Origin of the sequence: Allorhizobium paknamense, from assembly GCF_030815125.1 — a bacterium.
Classification (GTDB): Bacteria; Pseudomonadota; Alphaproteobacteria; order Rhizobiales; family Rhizobiaceae; genus Allorhizobium; species Allorhizobium paknamense.
In genome coordinates this window covers 65,120-90,463 of record NZ_JAUSWH010000019.1, presented here as the reverse complement: position 1 = coordinate 90,463, position 25,344 = coordinate 65,120, and the positions used below count along the sequence as shown (strand labels likewise).

At 60.9% G+C, this 25,344-nt stretch carries 22 protein-coding genes; 1 reads left to right on the top strand and 21 read right to left on the bottom strand.

What is annotated here, in order from left to right; all coding sequences use genetic code 11:
• Positions 1-280: 280 nt before the first annotated feature.
• From rpiB to QO005_RS21165, 20 genes are all read right to left on the bottom strand, one after another.
• Complete coding sequence (gene rpiB / locus QO005_RS21260) at positions 281-742, bottom strand: ribose 5-phosphate isomerase B (RefSeq protein ID WP_307160018.1); 462 nt, start codon at positions 740-742, stop codon at positions 281-283.
• A gap of 12 nt (positions 743-754) precedes the next feature.
• Entirely contained in the window at positions 755-1,516 is a 762-nt protein-coding gene (locus QO005_RS21255; RefSeq protein ID WP_307160017.1) for a triose-phosphate isomerase, read from the bottom strand.
• On the bottom strand, positions 1,513-2,454 hold the full coding sequence (locus QO005_RS21250) for a sugar phosphate isomerase/epimerase family protein (RefSeq protein WP_307160016.1): 942 nt from the start codon (positions 2,452-2,454) through the stop codon (positions 1,513-1,515). Before QO005_RS21250 ends, QO005_RS21255 begins: the two co-directional genes overlap by 4 nt.
• A gap of 3 nt (positions 2,455-2,457) precedes the next feature.
• Positions 2,458-3,306, bottom strand: coding sequence for a TIGR01459 family HAD-type hydrolase (locus QO005_RS21245; protein WP_307160015.1), 849 nt, complete (start codon positions 3,304-3,306; stop codon positions 2,458-2,460).
• Positions 3,303-4,589 (bottom strand): FGGY-family carbohydrate kinase, encoded by a 1,287-nt coding sequence (locus tag QO005_RS21240; RefSeq protein WP_307160014.1) that lies wholly within the window; start codon positions 4,587-4,589, stop codon positions 3,303-3,305. The genes QO005_RS21245 and QO005_RS21240 overlap by 4 nt, the downstream gene beginning before the upstream one ends.
• Positions 4,586-5,641 (bottom strand): class II aldolase/adducin family protein, encoded by a 1,056-nt coding sequence (locus QO005_RS21235; protein ID WP_307160013.1) that lies wholly within the window; start codon positions 5,639-5,641, stop codon positions 4,586-4,588. Before QO005_RS21235 ends, QO005_RS21240 begins: the two co-directional genes overlap by 4 nt.
• An 11-nt stretch (positions 5,642-5,652) precedes the next feature.
• Positions 5,653-7,164 (bottom strand): glycerol-3-phosphate dehydrogenase, encoded by a 1,512-nt coding sequence (locus QO005_RS21230; RefSeq protein ID WP_307160012.1) that lies wholly within the window; start codon positions 7,162-7,164, stop codon positions 5,653-5,655.
• 14 nt (positions 7,165-7,178) lie between these two features.
• A complete protein-coding gene (locus QO005_RS21225; protein ID WP_307160011.1) occupies positions 7,179-7,853 on the bottom strand; it encodes a class II aldolase/adducin family protein in 675 nt (224 codons plus the stop codon).
• 10 nt (positions 7,854-7,863) lie between these two features.
• Positions 7,864-8,901 carry a 2-hydroxyacid dehydrogenase gene (locus tag QO005_RS21220; RefSeq protein ID WP_307160010.1) on the bottom strand — a complete coding sequence of 346 codons (1,038 nt, stop codon included), beginning with the start codon at positions 8,899-8,901 and terminating at the stop codon, positions 7,864-7,866.
• Positions 8,898-10,472, bottom strand: coding sequence for an FGGY-family carbohydrate kinase (locus QO005_RS21215; protein ID WP_307160023.1), 1,575 nt, complete (start codon positions 10,470-10,472; stop codon positions 8,898-8,900). The genes QO005_RS21220 and QO005_RS21215 overlap by 4 nt, the downstream gene beginning before the upstream one ends.
• The gene (locus QO005_RS21210) at positions 10,472-11,596 is read right to left on the bottom strand and encodes an ABC transporter ATP-binding protein (protein WP_307160009.1); all 1,125 of its coding nucleotides are present in this window, start codon (positions 11,594-11,596) and stop codon (positions 10,472-10,474) included. Before QO005_RS21210 ends, QO005_RS21215 begins: the two co-directional genes overlap by 1 nt.
• On the bottom strand, positions 11,593-12,711 hold the full coding sequence (locus tag QO005_RS21205; protein ID WP_307160008.1) for an ABC transporter ATP-binding protein: 1,119 nt from the start codon (positions 12,709-12,711) through the stop codon (positions 11,593-11,595). The genes QO005_RS21210 and QO005_RS21205 overlap by 4 nt, the downstream gene beginning before the upstream one ends.
• 4 nt (positions 12,712-12,715) lie before the next feature.
• Positions 12,716-13,573: a carbohydrate ABC transporter permease gene (locus tag QO005_RS21200; protein WP_307160007.1), complete on the bottom strand. Its 858-nt coding sequence runs from the start codon at positions 13,571-13,573 to the stop codon at positions 12,716-12,718.
• 10 nt (positions 13,574-13,583) lie between these two features.
• Entirely contained in the window at positions 13,584-14,510 is a 927-nt protein-coding gene (locus QO005_RS21195; RefSeq protein WP_307160006.1) for a carbohydrate ABC transporter permease, read from the bottom strand.
• 123 nt (positions 14,511-14,633) lie between these two features.
• Positions 14,634-16,079 (bottom strand): ABC transporter substrate-binding protein, encoded by a 1,446-nt coding sequence (locus tag QO005_RS21190; RefSeq protein WP_307160005.1) that lies wholly within the window; start codon positions 16,077-16,079, stop codon positions 14,634-14,636.
• Positions 16,080-16,382: 303 nt separating this feature from the next.
• Positions 16,383-17,330: a sugar-binding transcriptional regulator gene (locus QO005_RS21185; RefSeq protein WP_307160004.1), complete on the bottom strand. Its 948-nt coding sequence runs from the start codon at positions 17,328-17,330 to the stop codon at positions 16,383-16,385.
• Between the two features lie 182 nt (positions 17,331-17,512).
• On the bottom strand, positions 17,513-18,463 hold the full coding sequence (locus QO005_RS21180) for a hypothetical protein (protein ID WP_307160022.1): 951 nt from the start codon (positions 18,461-18,463) through the stop codon (positions 17,513-17,515).
• Between the two features lie 340 nt (positions 18,464-18,803).
• Entirely contained in the window at positions 18,804-21,881 is a 3,078-nt protein-coding gene (locus tag QO005_RS21175; RefSeq protein ID WP_307160003.1) for an efflux RND transporter permease subunit, read from the bottom strand.
• A complete protein-coding gene (locus QO005_RS21170; RefSeq protein ID WP_307160002.1) occupies positions 21,881-22,957 on the bottom strand; it encodes an efflux RND transporter periplasmic adaptor subunit in 1,077 nt (358 codons plus the stop codon). Before QO005_RS21170 ends, QO005_RS21175 begins: the two co-directional genes overlap by 1 nt.
• Positions 22,954-23,571: a TetR/AcrR family transcriptional regulator gene (locus tag QO005_RS21165; RefSeq protein WP_307160001.1), complete on the bottom strand. Its 618-nt coding sequence runs from the start codon at positions 23,569-23,571 to the stop codon at positions 22,954-22,956. Before QO005_RS21165 ends, QO005_RS21170 begins: the two co-directional genes overlap by 4 nt.
• A gap of 213 nt (positions 23,572-23,784) precedes the next feature.
• Between QO005_RS21165 and QO005_RS21160 the strand changes: the two genes are divergently transcribed.
• Positions 23,785-24,402 carry a DUF922 domain-containing Zn-dependent protease gene (locus tag QO005_RS21160; protein ID WP_307160000.1) on the top strand — a complete coding sequence of 206 codons (618 nt, stop codon included), beginning with the start codon at positions 23,785-23,787 and terminating at the stop codon, positions 24,400-24,402.
• Here the strand turns inward: QO005_RS21160 and QO005_RS21155 are convergent.
• The gene (locus QO005_RS21155; RefSeq protein ID WP_307159999.1) at positions 24,374-25,294 is read right to left on the bottom strand and encodes a LysR family transcriptional regulator; all 921 of its coding nucleotides are present in this window, start codon (positions 25,292-25,294) and stop codon (positions 24,374-24,376) included. The two genes, QO005_RS21160 and QO005_RS21155, sit on opposite strands and share 29 nt — an antisense overlap.
• Between the last annotated feature and the right edge of the window lie 50 nt (positions 25,295-25,344).

The following is a 25,344-nucleotide window of genomic DNA, read 5'->3' as shown; positions in this document are numbered from 1 at the left end:
TCTCTTCAATTGTCAAATAACAGACACATCAAAGTGTCAAAAATTCCCGCAAGGCCAAACCGTTAAACCCGGCCCCAATCAGCATCTCAGCCAATTCCTGAAATTTAAAGTCAACCAGATCCAGCACCGTCCGGCGCTGCAACCCGTCGTCTTGTGAAGCGGTATGTAGTCCTGGGGCCGGGCCAAGTCAACAAGGTTTTTACAAAAATACGACGATAGCAGTCGAAAAACTTCCATCCGTCTGTAAAATCACGACTTTCCGATTCGCACGGGCTCTGCGTCAACGCTGCGCACGGTAGCTGTCGTCGATCGCTTCCATTTTCTGAACCTTGATGGCCGATCCGCCTCCCTGGAACTCATTGGCGAGGAAGATATCGACATACATCTTCGCCACATTGATCCCGGTGACGAGGGCTCCCAGCGTGATGACCTGGGCATTATTCGACGCGATGGCGCGTTCGGCGGTGTAGGCGTCGTTCACAGCCACGGCGCGGACGCCCGGCACCTTGTTGGCCGTAATCGCCATGCCGGCGCCTGTTCCACAAACCAGAATGCCGCGCTCGAATTCATGAGATGCAATGCGCTTTGCCAATTCGACGGCAACATCGGGATAATCGACAGGCTGGGTTTCATGGACACCGATATCCTCCACCGTCCAGCCCTTCGCTCTTAAATGATCCGCGATGGCGTTCTTCATCTGCAGACCGAGATGATCCGTACCGATAACGATCTTCTTTTCCATGGGATGTCCTCCTCAGCGTGTGACCGTTGCGCGCGCGACGCGGTCGAGAATGTCGAGATAGCCGTCTGCACTCCAGGCGGAACGGCCGATGAAAAGCCCGTTGATGTGAGGCTGTGCGATCAATTCCTCGCAGTTTTGCGGATTGACGCTGCCGCCATAGAGAACAGGCACCGGCCTTCCCAGGCAGGCCTCCGCGACCTCGGCAATTCTGGCGTGCCGCTCATCCGCATAGTCGGCGGTTGCCGGAATACCGTTGACGCCGATGGCCCAGACAGGCTCATAGGCAAGAAGCATAGGTGCTTGTTTCTGGTCGTCGCCGAGGCGGCTGAAGGCCATCTCCACCTGCCGCTTGAGCACCGGGTCCGCCGCCCCCTGCTCCCGCTCCGCCAGTGTTTCACCAATGCAGATCAGGGGCGTAAGGCCATGACGAACAGCCGCCTCTACCTTGAGCGCGACGGTGGCATCGGTTTCACCGAAATGTTCGCGACGTTCTGAATGGCCAAGCTCGACAAGGTCCAGTCCGCAATCCACCAGCATGGGAGGCGATATTTCACCCGTCCACGCGCCTTGATCATCCCAATGCATGTTTTGGGCGCCGACCTTGATGTCGGTTTGCGCCAGGGCAGACTTTGCCTGCCGTACGGCGGTGAACGGCGGAATGATGAAACGCTGAATGCCGGAGAACAAGCGGCCATCCGCCTTGAGGTGTTCGCAAAAGGCCAGCGTCTCTCCAAGCGTCTTGTTCATCTTGAAACTGGTGCCGATCCACATCATGCAGCACCTCGCTTGGACTGGTTGAAGCCGGTATCGATGAAGGGTTCCCAATAGGCAACGGATTCGCGGATCATCTCCACCACGAGCCGATCCGTCGGCTCCCGTTCACGGAAGGAGAGTTCCAGGCAGATTTCGTTGTCGGTTCCGCCGCCGCTTCGCACGGCCGCCAAAAGCTTTTCCGGCGTGATGCGGCCGTCAGCGTTGTAGGCGGCAGTAAAGGGCCAATGTCCCCCCTTGTTCATGGAGGATTGCTTGATGTGGATGATCGGCGAGCGTTGCGGGAAGGCTTGCGCCCAGGCGTAGGGGTCGATGTCGCGCGGATCCGGCGACGTCACATCCCCGTGGTCGATATCGACCATCATCTTCATCGGGATCGGCAGACCGGCGGCAGCGAGGCGGGCATCCAGCCGCCTGCACTCCTCGATCGTGTGGCCAAACTCCCGGCCCACCGACATCGGCTCCCAGAAGAGATAGTCGAGACCGGCAGCCTTGGCGTGTTCTGCCACCTCGTGCCAGCAATCGATGGCGATATTGATCAACTCTTCGCGGCGGCTTTCATCGTCATAGTCACGGTGGGTGAAGATCGCGAACTGCGTGCCCATGCCGTAAGCGCCAAGATTGGCGGAAATGTCGGCAAAGGTCTTGAACCAGTCGATATAATAGCGCCGCACATCGGCATCGGGATGGCCGAAATGGTTGAGACGGCCATAGGGGCCGGTCATGCCGGAGGTGACACGCACCCCTGTGCGCTCGAGCGCCTTGAACATGCGGCGCTCCATCTTGGTGATGGTCGCCGCCGGCCAGCCCGGATTGATGAATTCATGCGTCAGTTGAAGATAACCGATGCGAATGCGCTCAGCGACCGTTTCAATGAGATCGTCGGGATCGGCAAAGCGATTGACCAGTGGATTGGTGTTAAGGGAGAGCTTGAAGCCCATAGCCTAGCCTTCCTGCCATATAAAAGAGGGAATGATGAAATCGGGGATGGCCCCGTGGGCCTCAAAAAGCTCGGCCCTTTGCTCCGGGCTGGCGTTTGCCAGTATACCGGTGGTGACAAGCACGCTTTTCAACCCTGCTCCGGCCGCACCGGCAATATCGTGTTCGACGCTGTCACCAAGGCAGCACACGCGCGTGAGGTCCGCCGGTTTCAGAAAATCGAGGGCAGCTTGGTAAATGGCCGGAAAAGGCTTGCCGATCCACTCCACTTTGCCGCCGAGGCTCTCATAAAGTTCTGCGATACGGCCCGCGCCGAAGGCAGGACCATCCGCCGTCAACATGATCTTATCGGGATTGGTGCAGAGACAGGGCACATCCCGAAGCGCTGCGGGAGCAAGCAGATCATGGTAATGATCGATGCTGAAACGATCGCCTTCACTGGCCGCAATCAGGACAAGATCGGCCTCATCCGCATTTTGCGTCGGCGTGAAAGGGAGATCCTGAAGCGGTGAAAGATCCCCGTCCCGGCTGATCAGCAGGCAGCGCCCGGCGGAATGCGAAGAACGGCGCTCCGCCATCTGACGCCATGCAACCTCGCCGGAGGTGAGAAACCAATCCCAGCTCCCGGGCTGGAAACCGATCCCGGCCAGCCGCCGATCATTCTCCGCTGAACGCTTGCCGGAATTGGAGAGAATGACGATGCGTTTGCCTGCGGCCTTCAGCCTTTCCAAGGTCGCAGGCGCTTGCGGATAGGCTTGTTTGCCATCTCGCAGCACGCCGAACTGGTCGATGAGAAAATCATCGAAGCGATCCGCCAGGGCCGCAATGCCGGGAAGATGCTGGGGGGCGCTCATGAAAGCCCTCCCAGACCGGCGCCCTTCAACGCCAATCTTGCCGTTCCTGCCGCAGCCTCCTCGGAACACGCCGAGAGGAAGGGAACCTGCAATTTGTTCTGACGGATGGCAGACCACACCCTGTTTTGCGCACCGCCGCCAACGCTGTAAAGCCCGGCCAAAGGTGGCGCGCCCAGCGCCTCAAGCCGTCCATAAGCCAGTTTTTCGATATTGGCGATGCCCTCCAGCAAGGCATGCAGGAAATCCTCATCCCGCTCCGGGCGGGGCGTCATGCGCGGCTGCAAACTGGGGTCGTTCAAAGGGAAACGCTCCCCCGGCTTCGAGAGCGGATAGAAATCGAGCCCGCTTTCCTGTGCAGGATCAATCCGCGCAGAGAGTGCGGCCATCTGTTCCGCCGTGAAATGCGCCGCCAGAACCGCACCGCCGGAATTGGAGGCACCGCCAGCCAGCCACATATTGCCGATCCGATGACTGTAGATCCCGTATTCGGGTGCAAAAAGCGGGCGGTCGCAGAGCATTTTCACCGTCAGCGTCGAGCCGAGCGCCGTTACGCCATCGCCGAGATGACTGGCCCCGGTGGCGAGAAAGGACGCACAGCCATCCGTGGTGCCGGCAATGACGAGCACATCCTCCGGCAATCCGAAAACCCGGCCGACTTCTGCTGAGATCACGCCCATCGGCTCGCCCGCGGCAAGTACTTTCGGCAGGAGATGGCGGTGAAGACCGGTTTTTTCCATCCAGTCCGGCCACTGCCGCGCCACCGGATCATAGCCCGTCTTCAGCGCATTATTCTCATCTGTCAGATCGAAGCGGCCCGAGAAACGGCCTGCCAGCCAGTCGGCCTGATGCAGAATATGCGCTACATCAGGCAAGACCTGTAGAACGAGCGCCTTGGCAAGACCGGAGGTCGCGCCATGGGCGGCGCTGTCTGGCGGCGCATGGGCCGCAATCCGGTAAAGAATGGCCTCATCCTTTACCGGGTCATTATACATCATCGGCGTGGTGAGCACGGTACCCGAAGCGTCCACGGCCAGAATGGTCCCGGATGTGCCGTCAATGGCAAGCGCCCGCACCCGCTCCCTGTCCACCTGATCCAGAACCTGCCGCAGTGCGCTGCCGATGACCGTCCACCAGGCCTCCGGGGAGCGATGATCTTCGCTCACATCGGCAAGCCGCCTTGCACCTGTGGCAAGAACCACGCCATCCGGGTTCATCGCCACCGCTCTTGCGCCGGAGGTTCCCATATCAAGGCCAATGACGAGATCGCTGGATACCCCGGTCATTGCAGCGCCTGCCCGGCTCGCAACAGAGCCTGCCGGTATTTTTCCGCGTCCCACCCCAGCAGTTCGGCATTTTCCGCCGCCGTGAGATAGCGAAGCTGTGCGCCCTTTTCCAGCCTTGCGGTGACATCGCAGAGGCAGCGCGCCATGGCATAGGCGCCCTCGTTCAGGTCGCGCAGCACCAGCACGCCGCGCCCGGGAAAAAGCAGCAGGGGCGGCAGGCTCATCCCTTGTTCGGCATAGCGCATCTGCAAGGCGGCGGCATTTTCATTCGCCTTGGCAATCACCACGCCCTCTCCGAGGAACACCACATGATCCGGGTAGAGCGAGCCGCCCGCCGCCAATTGGCAGCTCACGAGATCGGTTGCCACATCATGCAGGCGCTCGTCACGCGGCAGGCCATAGGCGGTTCCCGCTGCCATGCGGTCCAGCACGGCAAGGTCCGGCACCGGCGCTTGCCGTGCCCTTAACCGAAGACGGCCTGTCACAAGAGAGAGCAGTGCTTCGGCCTCGGCCACCGTATCGCCCGCCACCACAAGACCGTGATTGGCAAGCACAAGGATATTCGTGTCAGGGCGCATCCGCTCCGCAATGGCTTTTGCCAGGGGCAGGCCCGGGCGGGCATAGGGAATGACGGCATAGGCAAGACCGGCAAGCTTTTCCGCCACCAGATGCGGCAGACCGCGTTGAACCGCATGGGCGATGGTCTCCACGCAATGCACATGCACCACGATCTTTTGCGGCATCAGGGCATGAACGGTGGTCTCAATCGACGGGCGAAGACCGGAGGCATTGGCGTCCTCGTCCACGAACCCTTGAGGCTTTTCAGTTGCCGGATCATCACGCTCCAGCGCGTCCAGCAGCGGATCGAGCCGCACCGGCACCATGATATCGCGTTGCAGGGCCTGGCGCAGCCAGAGACCGGAGGCCTTGATCCACATCAGGCCACCTTCCTTGATCGAGGTATTGCCGCCCGCCCCCTGCACCAGCAGGGGATCGGCCCCAACACTGGCAGACAGGGCCAGGAGCGCCTCGAATTCGGGAGATCGCATCATTACCCCTCCCCTCACGCCGCGATCCGGCGTTCAGCACACCAGGCCTCGAAGACCTCACGCTCATCCGCCGTCATGTGCAGGCCGTGCTTGGTGCGGCGCTCCAGAATATCGGCGGCGGTTTCGGCCCATTCCGTTTCCATGAGGAAGGACGCCTCACGTTCATAAAAGTCCGGGCCGAAACAGAACCCAAGATCCTCCATGCGCTCGCAGCCGGAGAGAAGCCGCTCCAGCCGCGTGCCGTAAAGGCGGGCATAATGCTTGAGCAGACGGGCCGGAAGCCAGGGATAGCGCGCCCGCATCTTGCCAAGAAACAGCTCGAAATCGGCATTGGGCATGTCGCCTCCGGGCAGAAACCCCTTGGCCGTCCAGGCTGGCCCCATGGCCGGAAAGAACGGTTTCAACCGGTCCAGCGCATGTTCGGCCAGCTTGCGGAAGGTGGTGATCTTGCCACCGAAGACCGAGAGCAGCGGCGGCTGGCCGCCTGCATCATCCAGTTCGAAGATATAATCCCGCGTCACGGCGGAAGGATTTTCGGCGTTATCGTCATAAAGCGGGCGCACGCCCGAAAAACTGTGCAGCACATCCCGCTCGGAAAGCTGCTGCTTGAAATAGCGGTTCACGGATTTCAGGAGATAGGCAATCTCGCTCTGATCGGCGGCAACATCCTCCGGCCGCCCTTCATAGGGAATATCCGTGGTGCCGATCAGCGCCATGTCCTTTTCGTAAGGGTTGATGAAGATCACCCGCTTGTCGGGGTTCTGCACCAGATAGGCCTGCTGCCCCTCCCAGAATTTCGGCACAATAATGTGGCTGCCCTTGACGAGGCGCACATTGCGGGCGGAATTGAGCCCGGCCACCCGGCCGATCACATCATTCACCCAGGGACCGGCGGTGTTCACCACCACCCGGGCCTGAACCTGCCGCTTCTTGGCGGTGAGAAGGCTGGTCAGTTCTGCCTCCCACAGACCATTGCCCCGGCGCAGCGTGGTGCAGGCGGTGCGGGTCAGCACCTCTGCGCCGCGCGCGCTGGCATCCAGCGCGTTCAGCACCACAAGCCGGGCGTCATCCACCCAGCAATCGGAATACTCAAAAGCCTTGCTGAACTCCGGCTTGATCGCCGCCCCTTCCGGCGCGGTGCGCAGATTGAGGCTGCGGGTGCCGGGCAGCCGCTTTCGTCCGCCCAGATGGTCATAGAGAAAGAGGCCCAGCCGCACCAGCCAGGCAGGCCGGTCCTCAGCATTATGCGGCAGCACGAAGCGCATGGGCCAGATGATATGCGGGGCGGAATTCAGCAGCACTTCCCGCTCGATCAGCGCCTCGCGCACCAGCCGGAATTCGTAATATTCCAGATAGCGCAATCCACCATGCACCAGCTTACCGGAACGGGAACTGGTGCCCTGCGCCAGATCGTCCTTTTCACACAGCAGCACGGAAAGCCCGCGTCCCGCAGCGTCACGGGCAATGCCTGCCCCGTTGACGCCGCCGCCGATGACGAGAAGATCATAAACCTTGTCGGAGGTCATGGCCGGTCCTCCCCTCAATGCGCCGCTTGCGACGGTTGCGGGCGATCTTGCAAGCCGTAGGAGGCAAAGCCCTGCAAAACACCGGCGATCTCCTCATCGGGCAGGATCACCGGCCCGCCGATCAGCAGGCTGTGGTAATATTGCTTGGCAATGGTCTCCAGCTCCACCGCCGCCCACATCGCCTTTTTCAGCGTCAGCCCGGTTGCCACCATGCCGTGATTGGCCATCAGGCAGGCGCTGCGGCCTTCCAGCGCCGTGGTCACGGCCTCGGAAAGTTCGGGCGTGCCGTATCGGGCATAATCGGCCACCTTGACGTCATTGCCGCCAAAGGCGGCGATCATGTAATGACAGGCCGGAATGGGCTTGCGCGCCATGGCCAGAATGGTCGCATACATGGAATGGGTATGCACCACTGCCCCGATTTCCGGACGCGAGCGCAGAATGTCGAGGTGAAAACGCCATTCCACCGAGGGCTTTTTCGGCCCGTGCCATTCGCCGTCGCGCCCGTTGAGCGGCATGGAGCAGATCATGTCCGGCATCATCTCGCCATAGGGAATGGCCGAGGGGGTGATCAGCATCCGGTCGCCATAGCGGGCGGAGATATTGCCGGATGTCCCCTGATTGAGGCCGCTGGCATTCATCATGCGGCAATGTTCGATGATCGAGCGGCGAAGTTCCTGTTCGTCCATCACGGCCTCCTCAGCAAGGGTTGACCGGCGGCAGACCGGCAATATAACGGCGCACTTCCTCTGCGGCCATTTCCGCGGCATAGGTCACGGTGCGCACGGAAGCACCCGCGATATGGGGGGTCAGCGTCACATTGGGCAGCTTCAAAAGCGGCCAATCCGGCGGCACCGGCTCTACGGCGAAGGTTTCCAGCATGGCGCTGGCAAGCGCACCGCCGGTCAGTGCCTCATAGAGCGCATCATAGTCGCAGAGCGGCCCACGGGCGGTGTTGATGAAAATCGCGCCCGGCTTCATCCGCTCGAAGGCGGCCTTGTTCATCATGCCTCTGGTTTCATCCGTCACGCGGGGATGCAGCGTGACGATATCGGCCTCGCCCAACAGCCGCTCAAAGCTAACCTGCTCCACCCCGGCATTGAGGTCATCGGCGGAAAGCTGCACATAGGGATCATGCACCAGAATGCGACAGCCAAAAGCGCGCAAAAGCCGCACCACCTTCGTGCCGATATTGCCATAGCCCACCACCCCGACCGTCATTTCCGAAAGCTCACGGCCCGTGCGGTCGGCGCGGTAGAGATCGCCCCGCCAATCCCCGGTCCGCAGGCTCTCATGCCCCAGCCGGATCAATCGGGTTTCGGCGAGGATCGCGCCAATAGTGAATTCCGCAACGGCGCTGGCATTGCGGCCGGGCGTGTTCACCACCCTGACACCCGCCTCGCGCGCCGCCGCCATGTCGATATTGACCGGCCCGCCCCGAGAGACCGCCACCAGCTTCAGATCCGGCAGGCGCTCGAACATCGACCGCGAAAAGGGCGCAAGCTGGGTGATGACGATTTCCGAATTGCCGATGAAATCGATCAGTTCCTCGGGCTTGCCCATATATTCCTTCAGGCCGTCCATGCCCTCCACGGCATAGCCGTGCTCCATCGGCTCATCCGGCCAGGGCTGTTCCAGAAGGCGAATGTCGTGCCCCTCGCCGCAGGCTGCCAAAACCTTATCGCGAAAGACGGTGGGCAACATGAAACGGTCGCCGATAATGGCTATCTTCTTCATTGCAAATGACCTTGATGTTCTGTGGCAGCCCCGTTGAGCAGCGTGTGCCAGACAGGGCGCAGCGCCAGACGCGACTGCTGATAGGCCGGGAACATCCCGGCATAGCGGCGGCTGAGGCCCGCATCCGGGGTCTCGATGCCGCCCTGGAAGGGCGTTACCCAATCGGCCACGCAGGCCGCCATATCGGGGTAGATGCCAAGCGACACGGCGGCGATCATCGCCGCCCCGGCAGCACCGGCCTCTTCGCGGTGATTGGTCTGGATTTCCGCCCCCAGCACACCGCCCAGAATGCGGCGAAGCGAGGCCGAGCGTGCCGCCCCGCCGGTCAGCCGCACGCGGGCGGGCAGCGGCCCCATCTCGCCGTAGCAATCGCGCGCGGCAAAGGCCAGGCCGTCAAACACCGCCTTCACCAGATCGCCAAAGCCATGGGCCATGGAAAGCCCGACAAAGGAGGCCCGCGCCGAGGCATCGACAAAGGGACCGCGCTCGCCCGCATCGGAAATATAGGGATGGAAAACCAGCGGCGATTCACTCGCCTCCGCCAGCCAGTCCTCGACATGGGCAAGGAGATCCGCCTTGCTCGCCTCCCGCCCCATGCCCTTCAGCACGCCTGCGGCCAGCGACAAAACCCAGTCGATATTCAGCGTTGCCGCCATGTTGGATTGCATCTGCGCATAAATGCCGGGAATAGGCATACACATGGTATAGCCGGTGAGATCATGGTTCAGCCGCACATCATCCGGCCCCAGCGCCAGCCGCATATGCATGCCGGTGGAGCCGATGATCGAGCAGCCGGTTTCCGTGCCCGGCTCGTAAAGCCCAGCCCCGAGCGCGGTGCAGACCACGTCCACATAGCCCAGCACCACCGGCGTTCCGGCCATCAGCCCCGTTTGCGCCGCCGCCACATCGGAAAGCGCATGCCAGGTGGTCGTCCCATCGACAATCTCCGGCAGGATCGGGCGAAGCGCGTTCAAACCCAGAAAGCCGATGACATTGGCGCTATAGCTGCGGCTGCGAAAATCGCCGAAGGTGAAGGAGGCCTCAGACGGATCGGTCGCCCGCTTGCCCGTCAGCTTGAAATAGAGCCAGTCCTTGCAGTGAAAGGCCGTGGTTACACCACTCAGCATTTCCGGCGCTTCATCCTTCATCCAGCGCAGTTGCGGGCCCTGCTGGCAGGCGGCAAGCCCGGCGCCGGTGGCGCGGAAACGGTCAATATCGCCGTTTTCGCCGCGCAACCGCTCCACCACCTCGCCCGCGCGGGCATCCAGCCACAGCCAGCCTTTGCCCACCGGCTCGCCCGCCGCATCGATCATCCAGGTGCCGTCGCCCTGTCCCGTCACGGCAATCGCCGCCGTGCGGGCGCCGAGATTGCCCAGCTTTTCGCCAAGGGCCTTCAGCACCTCAGCGGTATCGGCCCAGGTGCGGACCATGTCCTGCACCACACCGGCGCGGCATACGGTTTCATAGCTGTTGGGCCGTGCTGCCACGGCGATCTGCTGGCCGGACAGCGTGAAGGCAATGGCCTTGATGACCGATGTGCCCGCATCGATGCCGATGATGAGGTCGCGCATCATGCCAGTTCCTCGCCATGGCAGATGGCCCGGCCATTCTGCGGATCGAAGACATGCAGGCTTTCGGGAGCAAGACGAATGCCAATGACATCACCGGGCTTCAACTGCACCCGGTCATGCTCCACCAGCACCATGGTGTTTCCGGCAAAATCGGCGGCGATATGGGTCTGGTCGCCCAGCCATTGATTGACGGCCACCTTCACCGGCATGCCGCCTTCGGCCCGGCGCACGGAATAGGGCCTGACACCCAGCATCACCCGCTCGCGCTTCAAAAGCTCATCCCGCACGGCAGGCGAGAAATCCTGGGCGGCATAATCCAGCCGCAGGCCGTCCTTGAGGCCGAAGGAAATCCGCTCCGCAGAGCCGGAAACGCCTGCCTCAAACACATTCATCGGCGGTTCGCCCACAAAGGTGCCGGTAAAGAGATTGGCGGGCCGTTCCTTGATCTTCTGCGGCGTATCGAATTGCTGCAGAACACCGCCTTCCATCACCGCGATCCGGTCTGCCAGCGCATTGGCTTCGGTCTGGTCATGGGTAACGAGAATGGCGGTGAGGCCGCGTTCCTTGATGAAATGCTTGATGCGCCCGCGCAAAAGTGCGCGCAATTGCGGCTCAAGCTGGCCCATGGGTTCATCGAGAAGATGCAGGTCGGCATCGCGGATCAGCGCCCGGCCCAGGCTGGCGCGCTGCTGCTGGCCGCCGGAAATCGAGCTGGGATAGCGACCGAGAATATCCTCGATCTCCAGCAGCTTGGCGACTTCCGCCACCCGCTTTTCAACCTCGGCCTGCGACAGCCGGGCGGCTTTCAGCGCAAAGGCCATGTTTTCCTTCACCGTCAGCGGCGGGTAGAGCGAATAGCCCTCGAAGGCCATGGCGACATTGCGCTTCACCGGCGGCAGCATGTGCACAGGCCGTCCGCCAAGCGCAATCGACCCGCGCGACACCGCCTCGAAACCGGCGATCATCCTGAGCGTCGAAGTCTTGCCGCAGCCGGAAGAGCCGAGCAGCGCGATAATCTCGCCCTTCCTCACCTGCATGGACAGTTTCTTCACGGCATGCAGGCCGAAATCCACCGGACCGTAGAATTTATCGACCTGATCAAGAACCAGCTGGGCGTTGCTCATGCGGCTTCTCCCTTGCGCATGCGATGAAGATCATGATCGGAAATCCGCGCACCGCTTTCCTTGTCGAACAGGAAGGCATGGCTGCCATCGACCCGGATAAAGGCGGCGCCCGAGGTCGGCCCCGGCGTCCCGGCAGGCCGTGACACCAGAATTTCGCGCCCGCGCAGCGTGCGCACCAGCGTCACCGTCTTTTCGTTAAGCGGCGTTTCCGCCTCCACCTCAACGGGGATTGCGCCCTTGACCCCACCATCGGCAAAGCCCAGCGTTTCCGGGCGAAGGCCGATGACGCAGGCCCGGCCCACAACGCTTTCCGCCACATGCGGCAGCGCTACGCGGACATCGGAGAGTTCGACATAGACCCCTGCCCCATCCTTCTTTGGCGTCACCTCGAGAAGATTGATGGTGGGATCGCCAAACAGCCGGGCAATCTCGATATTGGCCGGGCTGTTATAGATCTCGTCCGGCGTGCCGAGCTGCGAGACCCGCCCGCCGGCCATCACGGCAATCCGGTCGCCCAGCGCCATGGCTTCCTTATAATCTTGCGTGACGTAGAGAACGGTCGCGCCCTGTTTTGCCAGAAGGCGCGGTAGCTCCAGCCGCATCTCGAAACGCAACTTGGCATCGACATTGCGCAGCGGATCGTCCAGCAACAGCACCGGCGGCTGGCCCGCAAGGGCGCGCGCCAGCGCCGTGCGCTGCTTCTGGCCATTGGAAAGCTGCTTGGGATGATGGCTCAGCACATGGTCGATCTTCAGGAGCTTCGCCACCGCTTCGACGCCTGCCTTGATCGCGCCCTGCTTTTCCCGGCGCGCCGTGAGCGGTGTGGCGATGTTGTCGAAAGCCGTCATATGCGGAAACAGCGCGAAATTCTGGAAGGCCATGCCGATGCCACGATATTCGGCATCGAGATCGGTCACATCCTCGCCGCCGATCAGGATCTTGCCCTGATCGGGATCGATCACGCCCGCGATCAGCCGGAGCAGCACCGTCTTGCCGGAGCCGGAAGGGCCGAACAGCACCAGCCGTTCGCCATCCTTCAGCGAGAGGCTGAGATCATCCAGCACCACATGGGTCTTGAAACGCTTGGTGATGTTTTTCAGTTCGAGTGTTGCCATGATCCTATCCCTTCACGGCGCCGAGCGAGAGGCCCTCGACCAGGTAACGCTGGGCATAGAGCGCAATGGCGAGCGTGGGCGCGATGGACAGCACGATGGCCGCCGCGATTTGTCCGTATTGAATGCCGGAGGCCGTGACGAAAGCGAGCGCGCCGACCGTCACCGGCTGCTTGTCGGCAGAAGCCAGCACCAGCGCGAAGACGAAGTTGTTCCAGGCAAAGATGAAGGCGAGCAGGCCTGCCGCCGCGATGCCGGGGCCAGCCAGCGGCAGCGCGATCTTGCGGAAGGTGGCGAACCAGGAATGACCTGCAATGCGATAGGCATATTCCACATCCGCCGAAATATCCTCGAAATAGCCGCGCACGATCCACAGGATCAGCGGCAGGCAGATGAGCTGGTAGACCCAGATCAGCCCCACATAGGTGTCGGAAAGGCCCATCCACTGGAAATACTGGGTGAGCGGCAACAGCACGAGCAACGGTGGCGCAAAACGGAAGGACAGGAGCGTGAAGGCAATATCCTCCGAGCCGCGGAACTTATGCCGGGCAAAGGCATAGGCCGCAGGCACGCCGAGGATCAGCGCGATCGCCACCGAGGCCACCGACAGAAAGACGGAGTTGCCGAGATTGCGCATGAAGGCGATATCCAGCGTGCCCGCCGCCGACGTGAGCTTGCCGGTGATAAGCGCCGTGTAATTTTCCAGCGTTGGCGTAAAGGCGAGCTTCGGCGGGATCGTCAGGATGGTCTCGTTGGTCTGGAAGGACATGAGCACGATCCAGATGATCGGGAACATGAAGAAGATGACGACGAGGGTCAGCGCAATGCCCCTCAGAACGGTTTCAAGTGGAGATGTCTGTTCCATTGCGGCCTCCTCACGCCTCGCCACGGGCGCGTTCGCGCAGCCGGAGCCAGTTCTTGATGAAGATGTTGGAGAGCAGGTACGTGATCGCCCAGAGGATGATCATCAGCGCTGCCGAGCGGCCGACATTGGTGGCCTGGAAGAAGTTGAGATAGGCTTCGACCTGGAACACCGTCAGCGTATCGCCGGGGCCGCCCTGGGTCATGGCGTAGATGATGTCGAACTGCTGGATGCTGTCGAGCAGGCGAAACAGCGTTGCCGTCAATATATAAGGTGTCAGCATCGGCAGAGTGATGCGGAAGAATACGAAGCTGTGCGGCACGCCATCGAGGCTCGCGGCCTCGAAGGGCTGGGTCGGCAGCGAGCGCAAGCCAGCCAGAAGCAGGATCATGATGAAGGGCGTGTAGACCCAGATATCCACCAGCACCACAGTCAGCAAAGCCGTGGAGGGCGAGGATGCCCAACGGAAATCATGCAGGCCGATCAGGCTTGCCAGATAGGACAGAATGCCGAAGCCGGGATTGGTCATGAGCTTCCACATCAGCGCAGCCAGGGCAGGCGCGGTCATCAGCGGCAAAAGCAGCATGATCGAGATGAAATTGTTGAGCGCGGAGCGCTTGCGCAGCAACAGCGCAATGCCAAGCCCCAGAAGAAGCTCGATCACCACCGTCAGAACCGCATAGGTCAGCGACACCTTCACCGTGTTCCAGAAGGCCGGATCGGTGAAGAAGGTGAGGTAATTCTCACCCCAGTTGAACTTGCGCGCCCAGGGCTGGCTGAGGCGATAGCGCTGGAAGGAATTCACCACGGCGGTGAAGAAAGGAACAAGAATGCCGATGCAGACCAGAAGAGCCGGCAGGCTCAGCACATAGGGCAGCACCCGCTTTGAAATGCGGAAACCGGAACCCGGTCTGGACGGCTGTGACGTTACGGAAGCCATGGCAAGCTCCACCTCATGCGTTCGGATAGACCGGCCCTGACCGGACCGGAAGAGCGATGCGAAAAGCAAGCGGCGGCCGGGCCCAAGGGAGTGCTGTTACCCGACCGCCTGCCACAGCGGGCCTCAGCCCAGTCCGGCCTCCTTCAGCTGCTTGTTGATGCTCGCCGCCAGCTGGTCGAGGCCTTCATCCACCGGCACCTGCTTGGCCACCATTTTCTGCAAGGTCGCCGCCCATTCGGTGGTGACGTCGAAGAACAGCGGCTGGGCGGTAAACTTGATGGACGCGCCGGGCGCCGAGCTGTTGAACATGTCCACATAGCCCGGATAGCTCTTGTTGAGCCGCTCGGTGAAGATCGGGTCTTTCCACACGGCCTGACGGACAGGATTCACGAAGTCCATCTTGGTCGCGCCGAAAATGGCGTGTTCCAGGCCCGTGGCCCATTGCAGGAAGTACCAGGTGGCGTCCTTGTCCTTGGAGAACTTCGACATGGCAAGCGACCAGATCCAGATATTCGGCGTTGCGGCCTTGGCATCCGGATTGGCGGCAAAGGCGGCATAGGCCAGATTACCCTTCTGCTTGTTGTCGCCGCCATTCATGAAGTAGCCGAGAATATCGGCATCGAAGATCATGGCGGAGGCTCCGGCCCCGAGATCGGTGCCGACCTGATACCAGGTATAGGTGGACCAGTCCTTTGGCCCGCTTTCCTGGATCATCTTCACCCACTTGGCGTGGAAAGCTTTGGATTCCTTGGTGTTCATTGCCGCCGACAGCTTGCCGTCGGCAGAAACGTTCAGATCCTTCTGGCCAAAATTCGCATAGCCGGAAAGGAAGCCCGGGTGGATCGTCGCCCAGGAGCGCGAACCGCGCACGCCGATACCGTAGACACCGCCGCCAACATCCTTGGTGAGCTTGGCCGAGGTTTCCACCATCTCGTCGATGTTCTTCGGCACGGACACGCCGACCTTGTCGAACATCTTCTTGTTGTAGGAAATGTTGTTCTGCTCAAAGCCCCAGGGAATGCACCATTGTTTCGCGTCGGCAGACCCCAGCGCCCCGCCCGGCTGGCCGTTCCAGGCGCAGGAATTCTTCACGCCCGGCAGGAAATCGTCCCAGGCATATTTGGGATTGGTCTTCTTCGGGTCCTTGATCCACTCGTTGAGGTCCATGATCCAGCCCGCCGGACCATAGGTCCAGGTCATGTAGGCACCGGTCATGAAGGCATCATATTCAGAAGACCCCGAGGAGAGCGCGGCCGTCACCTTGTCGAAATAGACATCTTCGGGGAAGACGTCGTAGGTGATCTCGATGCCCGTCAACTCCTTGAAATTGGCAAGGTTGGCGATCATGGCATCGGCGTAAGGGTGCTTGTTCAAAAGCAGCTTCAGCTTCTTGCCCTTGTGCGCCTTCCAGTCGAAGTCGGCGGCCAGCGCCTCGCTCGACATCATGTTCATCAGCGTGCCAGCGGTGCCTGCGGCCACACCCAGTGCGGTGAGGCCTTTCAGCAGGCCGCGTCTATCCGTTTCGCCGCGAAGAAACGCGCCGATCAGATCCTTTTCCTTCTCGTACATGACTTTCTTCTCCTCCGGGTCTCGACAGGCCACACGGGCCCGCCTGCCGGTCGCAAGACCGGCACTCCTCCTCTTTTCTCCGCCGGTCAGCCCCTCCAGACGTCCCGTCAGATCCCTTTCATTACGAACGCGCCGATCACTTTTCCTCGGCTAGTGGTTTGATTGTGACATTTGCACCCCTGTGCAGCACTCTCGAGAGCAAATGTCACAATCAAACCACTAGCAACCTTTTGATTCTAGTGGAATTTTCGAATTTGACATTTGATCCTCGAGATCGCCGCAAATGGGTATCAAATGTCAAATTCATTCCACTAGGATTCGCGCGGTCTTCTCATCGGTAATCAGACCTGTGAGAAAACCGCTCTTCAACACCGCCCGCATGGCGGCAATCTTGATGCCTCCGCCGGAAATCGCCACGATCCGTCGGTTGCGCAACTCATCACGCCCAAGCGTAAACGTGCGGTCGGACAGGCTCGTCTCGACCGGACGGCCCTCGGCATCGAAGAAATGCCCCAGCATTTCACCGACCCCGCCTCTGGCGCGAATATCATCGATCACATCCGTCTCGATCATCCCGGTCGCCACCAGCGAGGCTTCCCGCTCGGTGGTGCCGATGCCGACCATCAGCAGATCGGCACTCTTGGCGAGATCGAACACATCCTGCACCCCGCGCTGATTGAACAGCACATCGCGATCCTCCGCCGTATTGGCAAAGAAAGGCACGGGCATCACATAGGCCTCAGCCCCGGTGCGATCCGCCAGACGGTGGATCACATCATGCGGATTGGCCGAAAACTTGCGCGTCAACCCGCCGAGCAGCGAGACAAACCGCGCCTTTACACCGGAAGTGCGCGGCAGATATTCCACCGAGGCGGCCAGCGTGCGGCCATGGCCCATGCCGATCAGGCAGTCTTCACCGTGCTCCATCTCGCGGCGCAGAAATTGTGCACCCGCAATGCCCAACGCCTTCAGCGGCAGGGCATCGGCGTCGAATTCCGGCACCACTTCGCAATAATCCAGCCCGAAACGCTCACTCAGCGCCTGCTCAAGCGCCACGCATTCGGATACTTCGCCATCGATGAACACCTTCACCAACCCTTCCTGGTTGGCTTTGGTAATCAGACGATGCGCCTTCAAAGAGGTCAGCCCCAGACGCTTGGCCACTTCCGCCTGCGTCAAGCCGCCCGCGTAATGCAGCCACGCTGCCCGCGTCGCAAGACTTGAATCCTCATCCCTGCCATTGACCGACATGGACCCTCCCTCGCCGCCAATCCCCGGCTCCTTCAGGAACCCGAAGCTGCAGCGTGATATTTTTTTCTGTTGCTGAAATTTTTTTCAGATTTCGATTTGCTTGTCAACAGCCATGCCCACAAGAAAAAGGGGGCTCGCCACGCGCACCCCCACTTTTTTAGCGATACTGAAAATATAATCGATCAGCGGATGATCGGCTCTCCGTGAAAGCGGCGCCGCGACGGCTTGGAGACACCAAAGCCGATTTCCATCATCAGCCTCGGCTTTTTCGTCGGTACGGTTCCCATATGGAAGCCAAAGGGATCTTCCACGAACCCCGAGCCCGCCGGCCCGGTCAGCGTCACAGCCCTGTCAGGACCGTAATAATCCAGCACCTCATCCGCCGGATGACCGACCAGAAGCGTATATTGATGCTTCAGCATTCTCCGCTGATGGCTGCCCTTGACGAAGACATGCGGGCCGGTACCCTCATCCACCTCATTGATGTTGAAGAAGAATTTCAGCATCCGCCAGTCATCGAGGTCGAAGTGGAACTTGTCCAGCGAGGCCAGCCTGCGATCCGCCTCCGTCGCTTCGGTCGGAAAGCTCCACCAGACGCGGGTGGTAATCAGCCTGGCCTGCGCCCCCAGATATTGGCGGGCAATGGCGATCAGCAAGGGATCGCGCTGAATTTTCAAAGCCGCTTCGCATTCGAGAATCCGTTCGAAGAGATGGCCGCTGAGCAATGACCGGCCAAAACGCTTTTCCGCCTCCGCCTGTTCACCGGCCAGAAACTCCAGCCGCCGATTGAAATTGCCGAAGCAGGGAGTCTTCAAAGCAAAGGCGTGGATTTCGCGATGAATGGCCTCCGGCAATTGCAGACCGGTAAAAATGCCATCGCTCTTCAAAGCTGAAACCGCATTCCCCACCGTGGCGTCAAACATGGTATCGTCGCCTGCCACCATTGTCTTCGGCTTGCGCGCCAGCATCCAGTGAAGACGTCGCCCTGGCATGGTCCGGGCCAGCACAAACATCGGCAGCCAGGCGGGATTTTCCCGCACATCCGCAAGATAGGTGGGAATTCTGACCGCCATGCGCTTCCATCGGGAACCGCTGCGGGCGACGGCCTCAAGATCCTGCGGTGGTGAGCTCATCGTCTGCATCACATATCTCCTTGCAATCCAAGATTGCTTTGATTGTTGCGTTCGATTCGAATGTTATGCCCACTTCCCGTCGCCAAACCTGCCATCTCATGGAAGGTTTGTCAAAACATTTATGAATTTCAGCTATTTATAAAAATTCCCTTTATGACAATTAGCCATTACAACAAAATCCGCGCATTCTACCTGTGATGGCACGCGCACTTCTACTGCGCCGCACCAAAAACCCTTGTGCAGGACAATATTTCTGAGAAAAACCGGCCTGCCCCAAACAGAAAAAGCGGCGAAAAGATCGCCGCTCCTTTTATTTTGACTGGGTTCCCTGCCGATTTTCTCAGGCGAGCTTTTGCTCTCCACTTTGCACGGTCAAAAGCCACAGTATCAAACAGGGTAACAGTGTCAGGGTCAGAACCGTCGCTCCTGCCAGACCGCCGATGATCGCATAGGCCATCGGGCCCCAGAAAATCTGCACGGCAATCGGAATCATGCCGAGGATGGCAGCGCATGCGGTCAGCACAATGGGCCGGGCCCGGTGCATGGCGGCCTGGACAATCGCCTGCCGCACGGGCACCCCCTGCGCCACGATCTCATCCACCTCCTGGATAAGAATCACCGCGTTGCGAATGATCATGCCGGAAAGCGCGATCACCCCCAATTGCGCCACAAAACCCATGGGCGTCCCGGTCGGCAGCATGGCTGCCACCACGCCGATCAGCCCGAAGGGCGCCATGGCCACGGCAAGGGCCATGCGCGAGAAGCTCTGCAATTGCACCATCAGCAGCGCCAGGATGACGATCAACATGATCGGGATCACGGCGAAGACCGAGGCATTGCCCTTGGCCGCTTCCTCCGTAATGCCGCCGGCCTCGATGGCATAGCCTTCCGGCAACGAGGCCCGAAGCGTTGCCAACCGCCCCTCCAGCCCTTCGGCGACAGTGGCGGCTTGCACGCCCTTCGGCACATCGGCCTGCACGGTGATCACCGGCTTGCCCTGGCGATGCCAGATCACCGGCTCTTCCATGCCGTAATCAATGTTGGCGACCTGCCGCAACGGCACGGCACGGCCATCGCTGCCCCGCAGCGTCATGTTTGCGAGCGTGGCAACGGAATTGCGGTCCGCTTCCATCCCCTTGACCACCACATTGACCAGCCGGTCACCGTCGCGCACCGTCGTAACGGTCGAGCCTGAGAACAGGGCCGCGATTTCGCTGGCAACCGATTCCGAACTCATGCCAAGTGCCCGCGCTTCGATCTGGTTGACCACCACGGTCAGGCGGCGTTGCGGTTCGCCTGCGGTCAGGTTGACATCGCGGGTCAGCGGATCATCCCCCACCAGGCTCGCCGTTTTCAGGGCCAGTTCCCGCACCCTAGCATAGTCCGGGCCGGTCACGCGGAACTTCAGCGGCCAGCCGACCGGCGGCCCCAGTTCCAGCGGAGAAACCCGGGTGATCGCCTCGGGAAAATCCCGGGCAAGAGCTGCCTCAAGCCGCGCCCGTACCGCGTCGCGCTGCTCGATCCCCTTGGTCACGACCACCGTTTCGGACACATTGTCGTTTTCCAGCAGCAGATCCATCGGCAGGTAAAAGCGGATGGAGCCGGAGCCGACATAGGTGGTGAAGTGATCCACATCCGCATCGGCCTTCAGCAAGGCTTCCACCTGCCGGGCCCGGGCATCGGTGGCTGCTCGCGACGCATTTTGCGGCAAAGTCAGGCTGACAAGCAGTTCCGGACGGTCAGAGGCGGGGAAGAACTGCTGCTCCAGCCGTGTTGCACCAAAGCCGGACGCGATCAGAAGACCGACCGCCCCCATGAGTGTGATCCAGCGATGCGACAGCGAAAACTCCAGCACGCACCGATAGGCCTTGACCACCCGGCCACTGCCGTGGTCAACGGCTGCCATGGTCTTCGGCAGCATCCAGGTGCCGAGAATGGGCGAAAACAGCACCGCCACGATCCAGGAGGAGATGAGCGAGATCAGCACCACCATGAACAGCGAGAAGGTATATTCCCCGGCGCTGGACTGGGCGAACCCCACCGGAATGAAGCCCGCAATCATCACAAGGGTGCCGGTCAGCATGGGAAAGGCCGTCGTCTCATAGGCATGGCTGGCAGCCACTGTTCTATCCTTGCCGCCTTCCAGGCAGGAGACCATGCTCTCCACGGTGATCATGGCGTCATCCACCAGAAGGCCCAGCGCAATGATCAGCGCCCCCAATGAAATCCGCTGCAGGCCGATCCCGGCAAGGTCCATGCCGAAAAAGGTCATGGCCAGCACCAGCGGAATGGAGGCGGTGATCACCAGCCCCGCCCGCGTGCCAAGCGAGATGAAAGAAACCGCCAGCACGATGACGATAGCCTCGATCAGCACTTTGACGAAGCCGCCCACTGCATCCTTGACCACCGTCGTCTGATCCGCCACCTGGATCATCTCGATGCCATGCGGCAGGGTCGCGGCGATGCTGCCCATCCTGTCCTTCACCGCCGCGCCGAATTCCAGAAGATTGCCGTTATCCGCCATGGAAATCGCCAGCGCAATCACCGGCTCGCCATTCACCCGCACCGTGGGTGCTGGCGGATCGACAGGCTGCCGGGAAATCGTCGCCACATCCTCCAGCCGGATGAAGCGGCCATCCACCTTGAAGGTCATGTCATGCAGGCTCCGCTCCGAAATGAAGGCGCCGCTGACACGCAGGGAAATATTCTCTTCGGATGTGCGCAGAATGCCGGTTGGCGTGACCGCATTCTGGGCGCGGATCGCCTCCAGCGCCGTGGCGGGGTCCACACCGAAGGACGCCAGCTTGGCAGGCGAGAATTCGATGACGATCTCCTCTTCCTGCACGCCCAGAATATTGACCTTGCCGATATCGGGTACGGAGAGAAGTTCCGCCCGGATATCCTCGACACGGTTTCTAAGTTCTGCCGGGGAGAACCCTTCCGCATGAAAGGCATAGATGCTGCCGAAAGTATCGCCAAACTCATCGTCGAAGAACGGTCCCTGCACACCCTGCGGCAGGCTAGGGGCAAGATCGCTCATCTTCTTGCGGACCTGATACCAGATATCCGGCACCTTTTCCGGCGGCGTGCTGTCGCGCAGATTGACGAAAATCACGGACTGGCCGGGCCTTGAATAGCTCTGGGTAAAATCGAGATAGGGCGTTTCCGAAAGCTTCTTTTCCAGCTTGTCGGTCAGGAGATTGACGGTATCCGCCGTCCCCGCCCCGGGCCAGGCGGCAGAGACAACCATGGTCTTGATGGTGAAGGGCGGATCCTCATTGCGTGACAGCCGCTGATAGCTCCACACACCCGCAAGCAGGGTGAGGATCATCAGGAAGATCACGAAGGATTGGTGCTTCAACGCCCAGGCTGAAAGATTGAAACTCTTGCGGCGCGGTGGATCGGCGAGATGCGTCATCACTTCGCCTCCCCTTCCAGCGAGACCTCTTCCCCGTCGCGAAGCTTGCTGACACCCGCTGTCGCGACGATATCGCCCGCGGCAAGGCCATCGGAGACCAGCAGCGTCTGCTCATCGAAACGCTCCAGCGTCACCGGGCGATAGGCAAGACGGGACTTTGCCCGGTCAAAAACGAAAACCGCCGTCTTGCCATCGGCATTGGTCAGGGCCGAGGCAGGCAGCTTCACCAGCATTTTCGGCGCCAGCACCATGCTGCCGATCACGGCCGCCCCGAAAGGCATGCGCGCGCCGCCCTCACCCAGCGCCACCTTGACGCGGAAGGTGCGGGTGATGGGATCGGCGGAAGGCGTAATTTCACGCACTGTGCCGGAGGCTTTTACACCGGGATCGGAAATCAGCCTGACATCCACCGGCGGCGCTTGCGTCTTTGCGGCCAGAAGCTTTTCCGGCACGTCGAACACGGCATCCCGCTCCTGACTGGAAATCAGCGTCACCACCATCTGGCCCGCCTGCACCACCTGCCCTTCATTGGCGCCCACCGCCGAAATAATGCCGTCGCGTGGCGCCTTGATATCGGTGTAGGACAGGGTCTCTTCCGCGTTGGAGAGCGCCGTCGTCGCCTGATCGAGGCGCGAGCGCGCGCTTTGCAGATTGGCTTCCGCCTCCTGCAATTGCGCCCGGGAGACGATATTGTTGGCAAACAGGTCGCGGTTGCGCCGGGCCGTGGCTTCGGCAAGCTCAAGACCGGCCTTCGCCGTTTCCAGTTCGGCCTGAGCAGTGCGCAAATTGTTGCGCGAAGGCGTTTTGTCGATGCTCGCAAGAAGATCGCCTGCCTTGACCGGCGTGCCGTTTTCCACCCGCATGGTCATTTGTCCATCGATGCGAAAGCTCAGAGCCGTCTCGAAACGGGGCTTGACCTCGCCGGTCTGCACGACAGTTTCGCCGAGCGGTTGCACCTGCGCTTCCACCCATTTGATCGGGCGGACTGCTTTTTGCGCAGGCTGGTCTTCGCTGCAACCGGCCAGCACGGCAAGGGCCGTGGCAAGAACCAGCAGATTGCCTGGTCTGGGCATCATGTCCGAACTCCTGTGGTGGAAAGGCCCTTCATCAAGGCCGAGGTGATGTCTTCAACGAGCTTTCCGGCATCGCCCAGGTCAAAGCGCGTCAATGTGCAGGCAAGGGTCACCGCGCCATGCACACCCGCCCAGAGCATATGCGTGACATGGGCGGGATCGGCGGACGCGATCAGCCCTGCCTCCATGGCCCGGGCAACCTGCCGCTGCAGAATTGTATAGGGTGCAATGGCTTCGGCATCGCTTTCCAGCGACGCCAGCGCACCCTGGTCGTTTTCAAGGAAAAGCAGGCGGAAACGATCCTTGTCCTCCAGGGCAAAGGCCGCATAGGCCGCCATCATCTCCGAAATCGCACCGAGGGGATTTTCGGCCCCTGCTTCGATGGCGCCGAAGCGCGTCTTCAACTCCGCAAGTGACACCGCCGAACAATCGAAGATCAATTCGATCTTGCTTGGATAATAGCGGTACAGCGCCCCAGCCGTAACGCCGAGGCGCTCGGCAAGCTTGCGCATCGACAGTGCGCCCAAGCCAACCTCGGCAACGATGGTAATCGCCTCGCGGCGAATGCGGGCACGGAAATCATCCAGTTCCGTCTCTGTCATGGCCTGTCTCGGCATGGGATCTCCTTTCTGTGTGCGCGTTCAATAAACGCGTTCACAGAAATGGTCCACCAACCGCCAGATGATTCTTCACGGCCACTTTTTCTGGAAACACTTCATCTCCTTGTTTTTGCGTGTTTCCGGACGGAAAACCGGATTCCACTTTTCCTGGAAACACTCTGGGGCTAGAAAAAGCGCAGAAACCGACCCTGCATAAGAAGGTGCGCCGCGATGCCATGCCCCGGAGTTTCCCGCCAAGCCATTCGCGCAAGCCTGGTGATGCTTGCGGGCATGGTCGCCTCAAGCCCGGCGCAGGCAGGTGGCACGACACGGGAGGTGATCAAGCCTTACGCTATTTCCGGCACATCAGGCCCTGAGCTTTATGCTTCGATTGGCGAGAAGGGACCGGCCATCGGCAATGGCGGCCGCGCCATCGCCCACACCACCTTTACCCTGACGTGGAAGCGCAGCTATGAGCCACAGGGCCAGGCCTGTGTGCTCACCCAGGCCGTACCGACTTTGACCATCACCTATACGCTGCCCCGCCCGTCCGGCAGCCTGAGCAGCCCTACGCGTGAAAACTGGCAGGCCTTCATTGCCGGGATCGAGACCCATGAGCGGACGCATGGCGCGCATATCAAGGTGATGACGGCGGAAATCGAAGCGGCAAGCCTTGGCCTTCGGGCCGAAAACGACCCGAAGTGCCAGAAAGTCCGTGAGGAACTGAACCGTCGCCTGAAGGAGATTTCAGACCGCAAGCGGGAAAAGGACCGCCTGTTCGAGCAGGAGGAAATGAAGAACGGCGGCAATATCCAGCGGCTTATTCTGGCTCTGGTGAACGGCCACTGAAGTCAGCCACCTCCTGTAGCAGCCAGTCGGAAAAGGCCTTGAGCGGCATGGATCTGGGCCTGCCATCGGGGGCGACGAGATAGTAATGGCTCTGGCTTTTGACCCGGTGATCCAGCGCCACCACCAGTTGGCCGCTTTGCAGCTCCGGCCTGATCAGAAAGAGCGGCATCAGCGCCACCCCGAGCCCGGCAATGCAGGCTTGCGCCACCGCCATGAATTGCTCGAAGCCCATGGCTGCGGAAGGGTTGACCTCAAGCCCGAGGCTTTCGAACCAGTGCCCCCAGGCCAGCGGGCGTGATTTCATCTGGATCAGCGGCAGGCGAAGCAGATCGGCCGGCCCGGCAATGGCGTGGCGCTTCAAAAACTCCGGACTGCAGACCGGCGCCACCGTTTCATCCATCAGAAAAGTGGCGGTGGCGCGTGGCCAGTTCGGGCCGCCAATATGAATGGCGGCATCGATGCCCTCCGCCTCGAAATCGAACTGGCCAATCCGGGTGGCGAAATTCAGCGTGATCTGCGGATAGGCAGCCACGAAACGCGGAATGCGCGGCAAAAGCCAGCGCGTGCCGAAGGTCGGCGGAATGGCAAGATCCAGCTTGTTGTCCTGCGCGCCGGTCATGGCTTCCAGCGATGCCGCACGAATGATGGAAAGCGCCTGCTGGATGGAGCGATGATAGGCTTCGCCGCGCGCCGTCAATGTCACCCCACGGCCGTTGCGCAGGCAAAGCGCCGTGCCAAGCTGTTCTTCCAGCGCGGCAATCTGGCGGCTGATCGCGCCTTGCGTCAGGTTCAATTCCTGCGCGGCAGCCGAAAAACTGCCCCGCCTCGCCACGGCATCCAGCGTGACCAGAGAGGCGATCGAGGGGAGCAGCCGTCTTTGCAAGAGATCCATGGGATATGAGTATTCCTCATACCTCGTGGCGTAAAGATCGTTTTTCACAC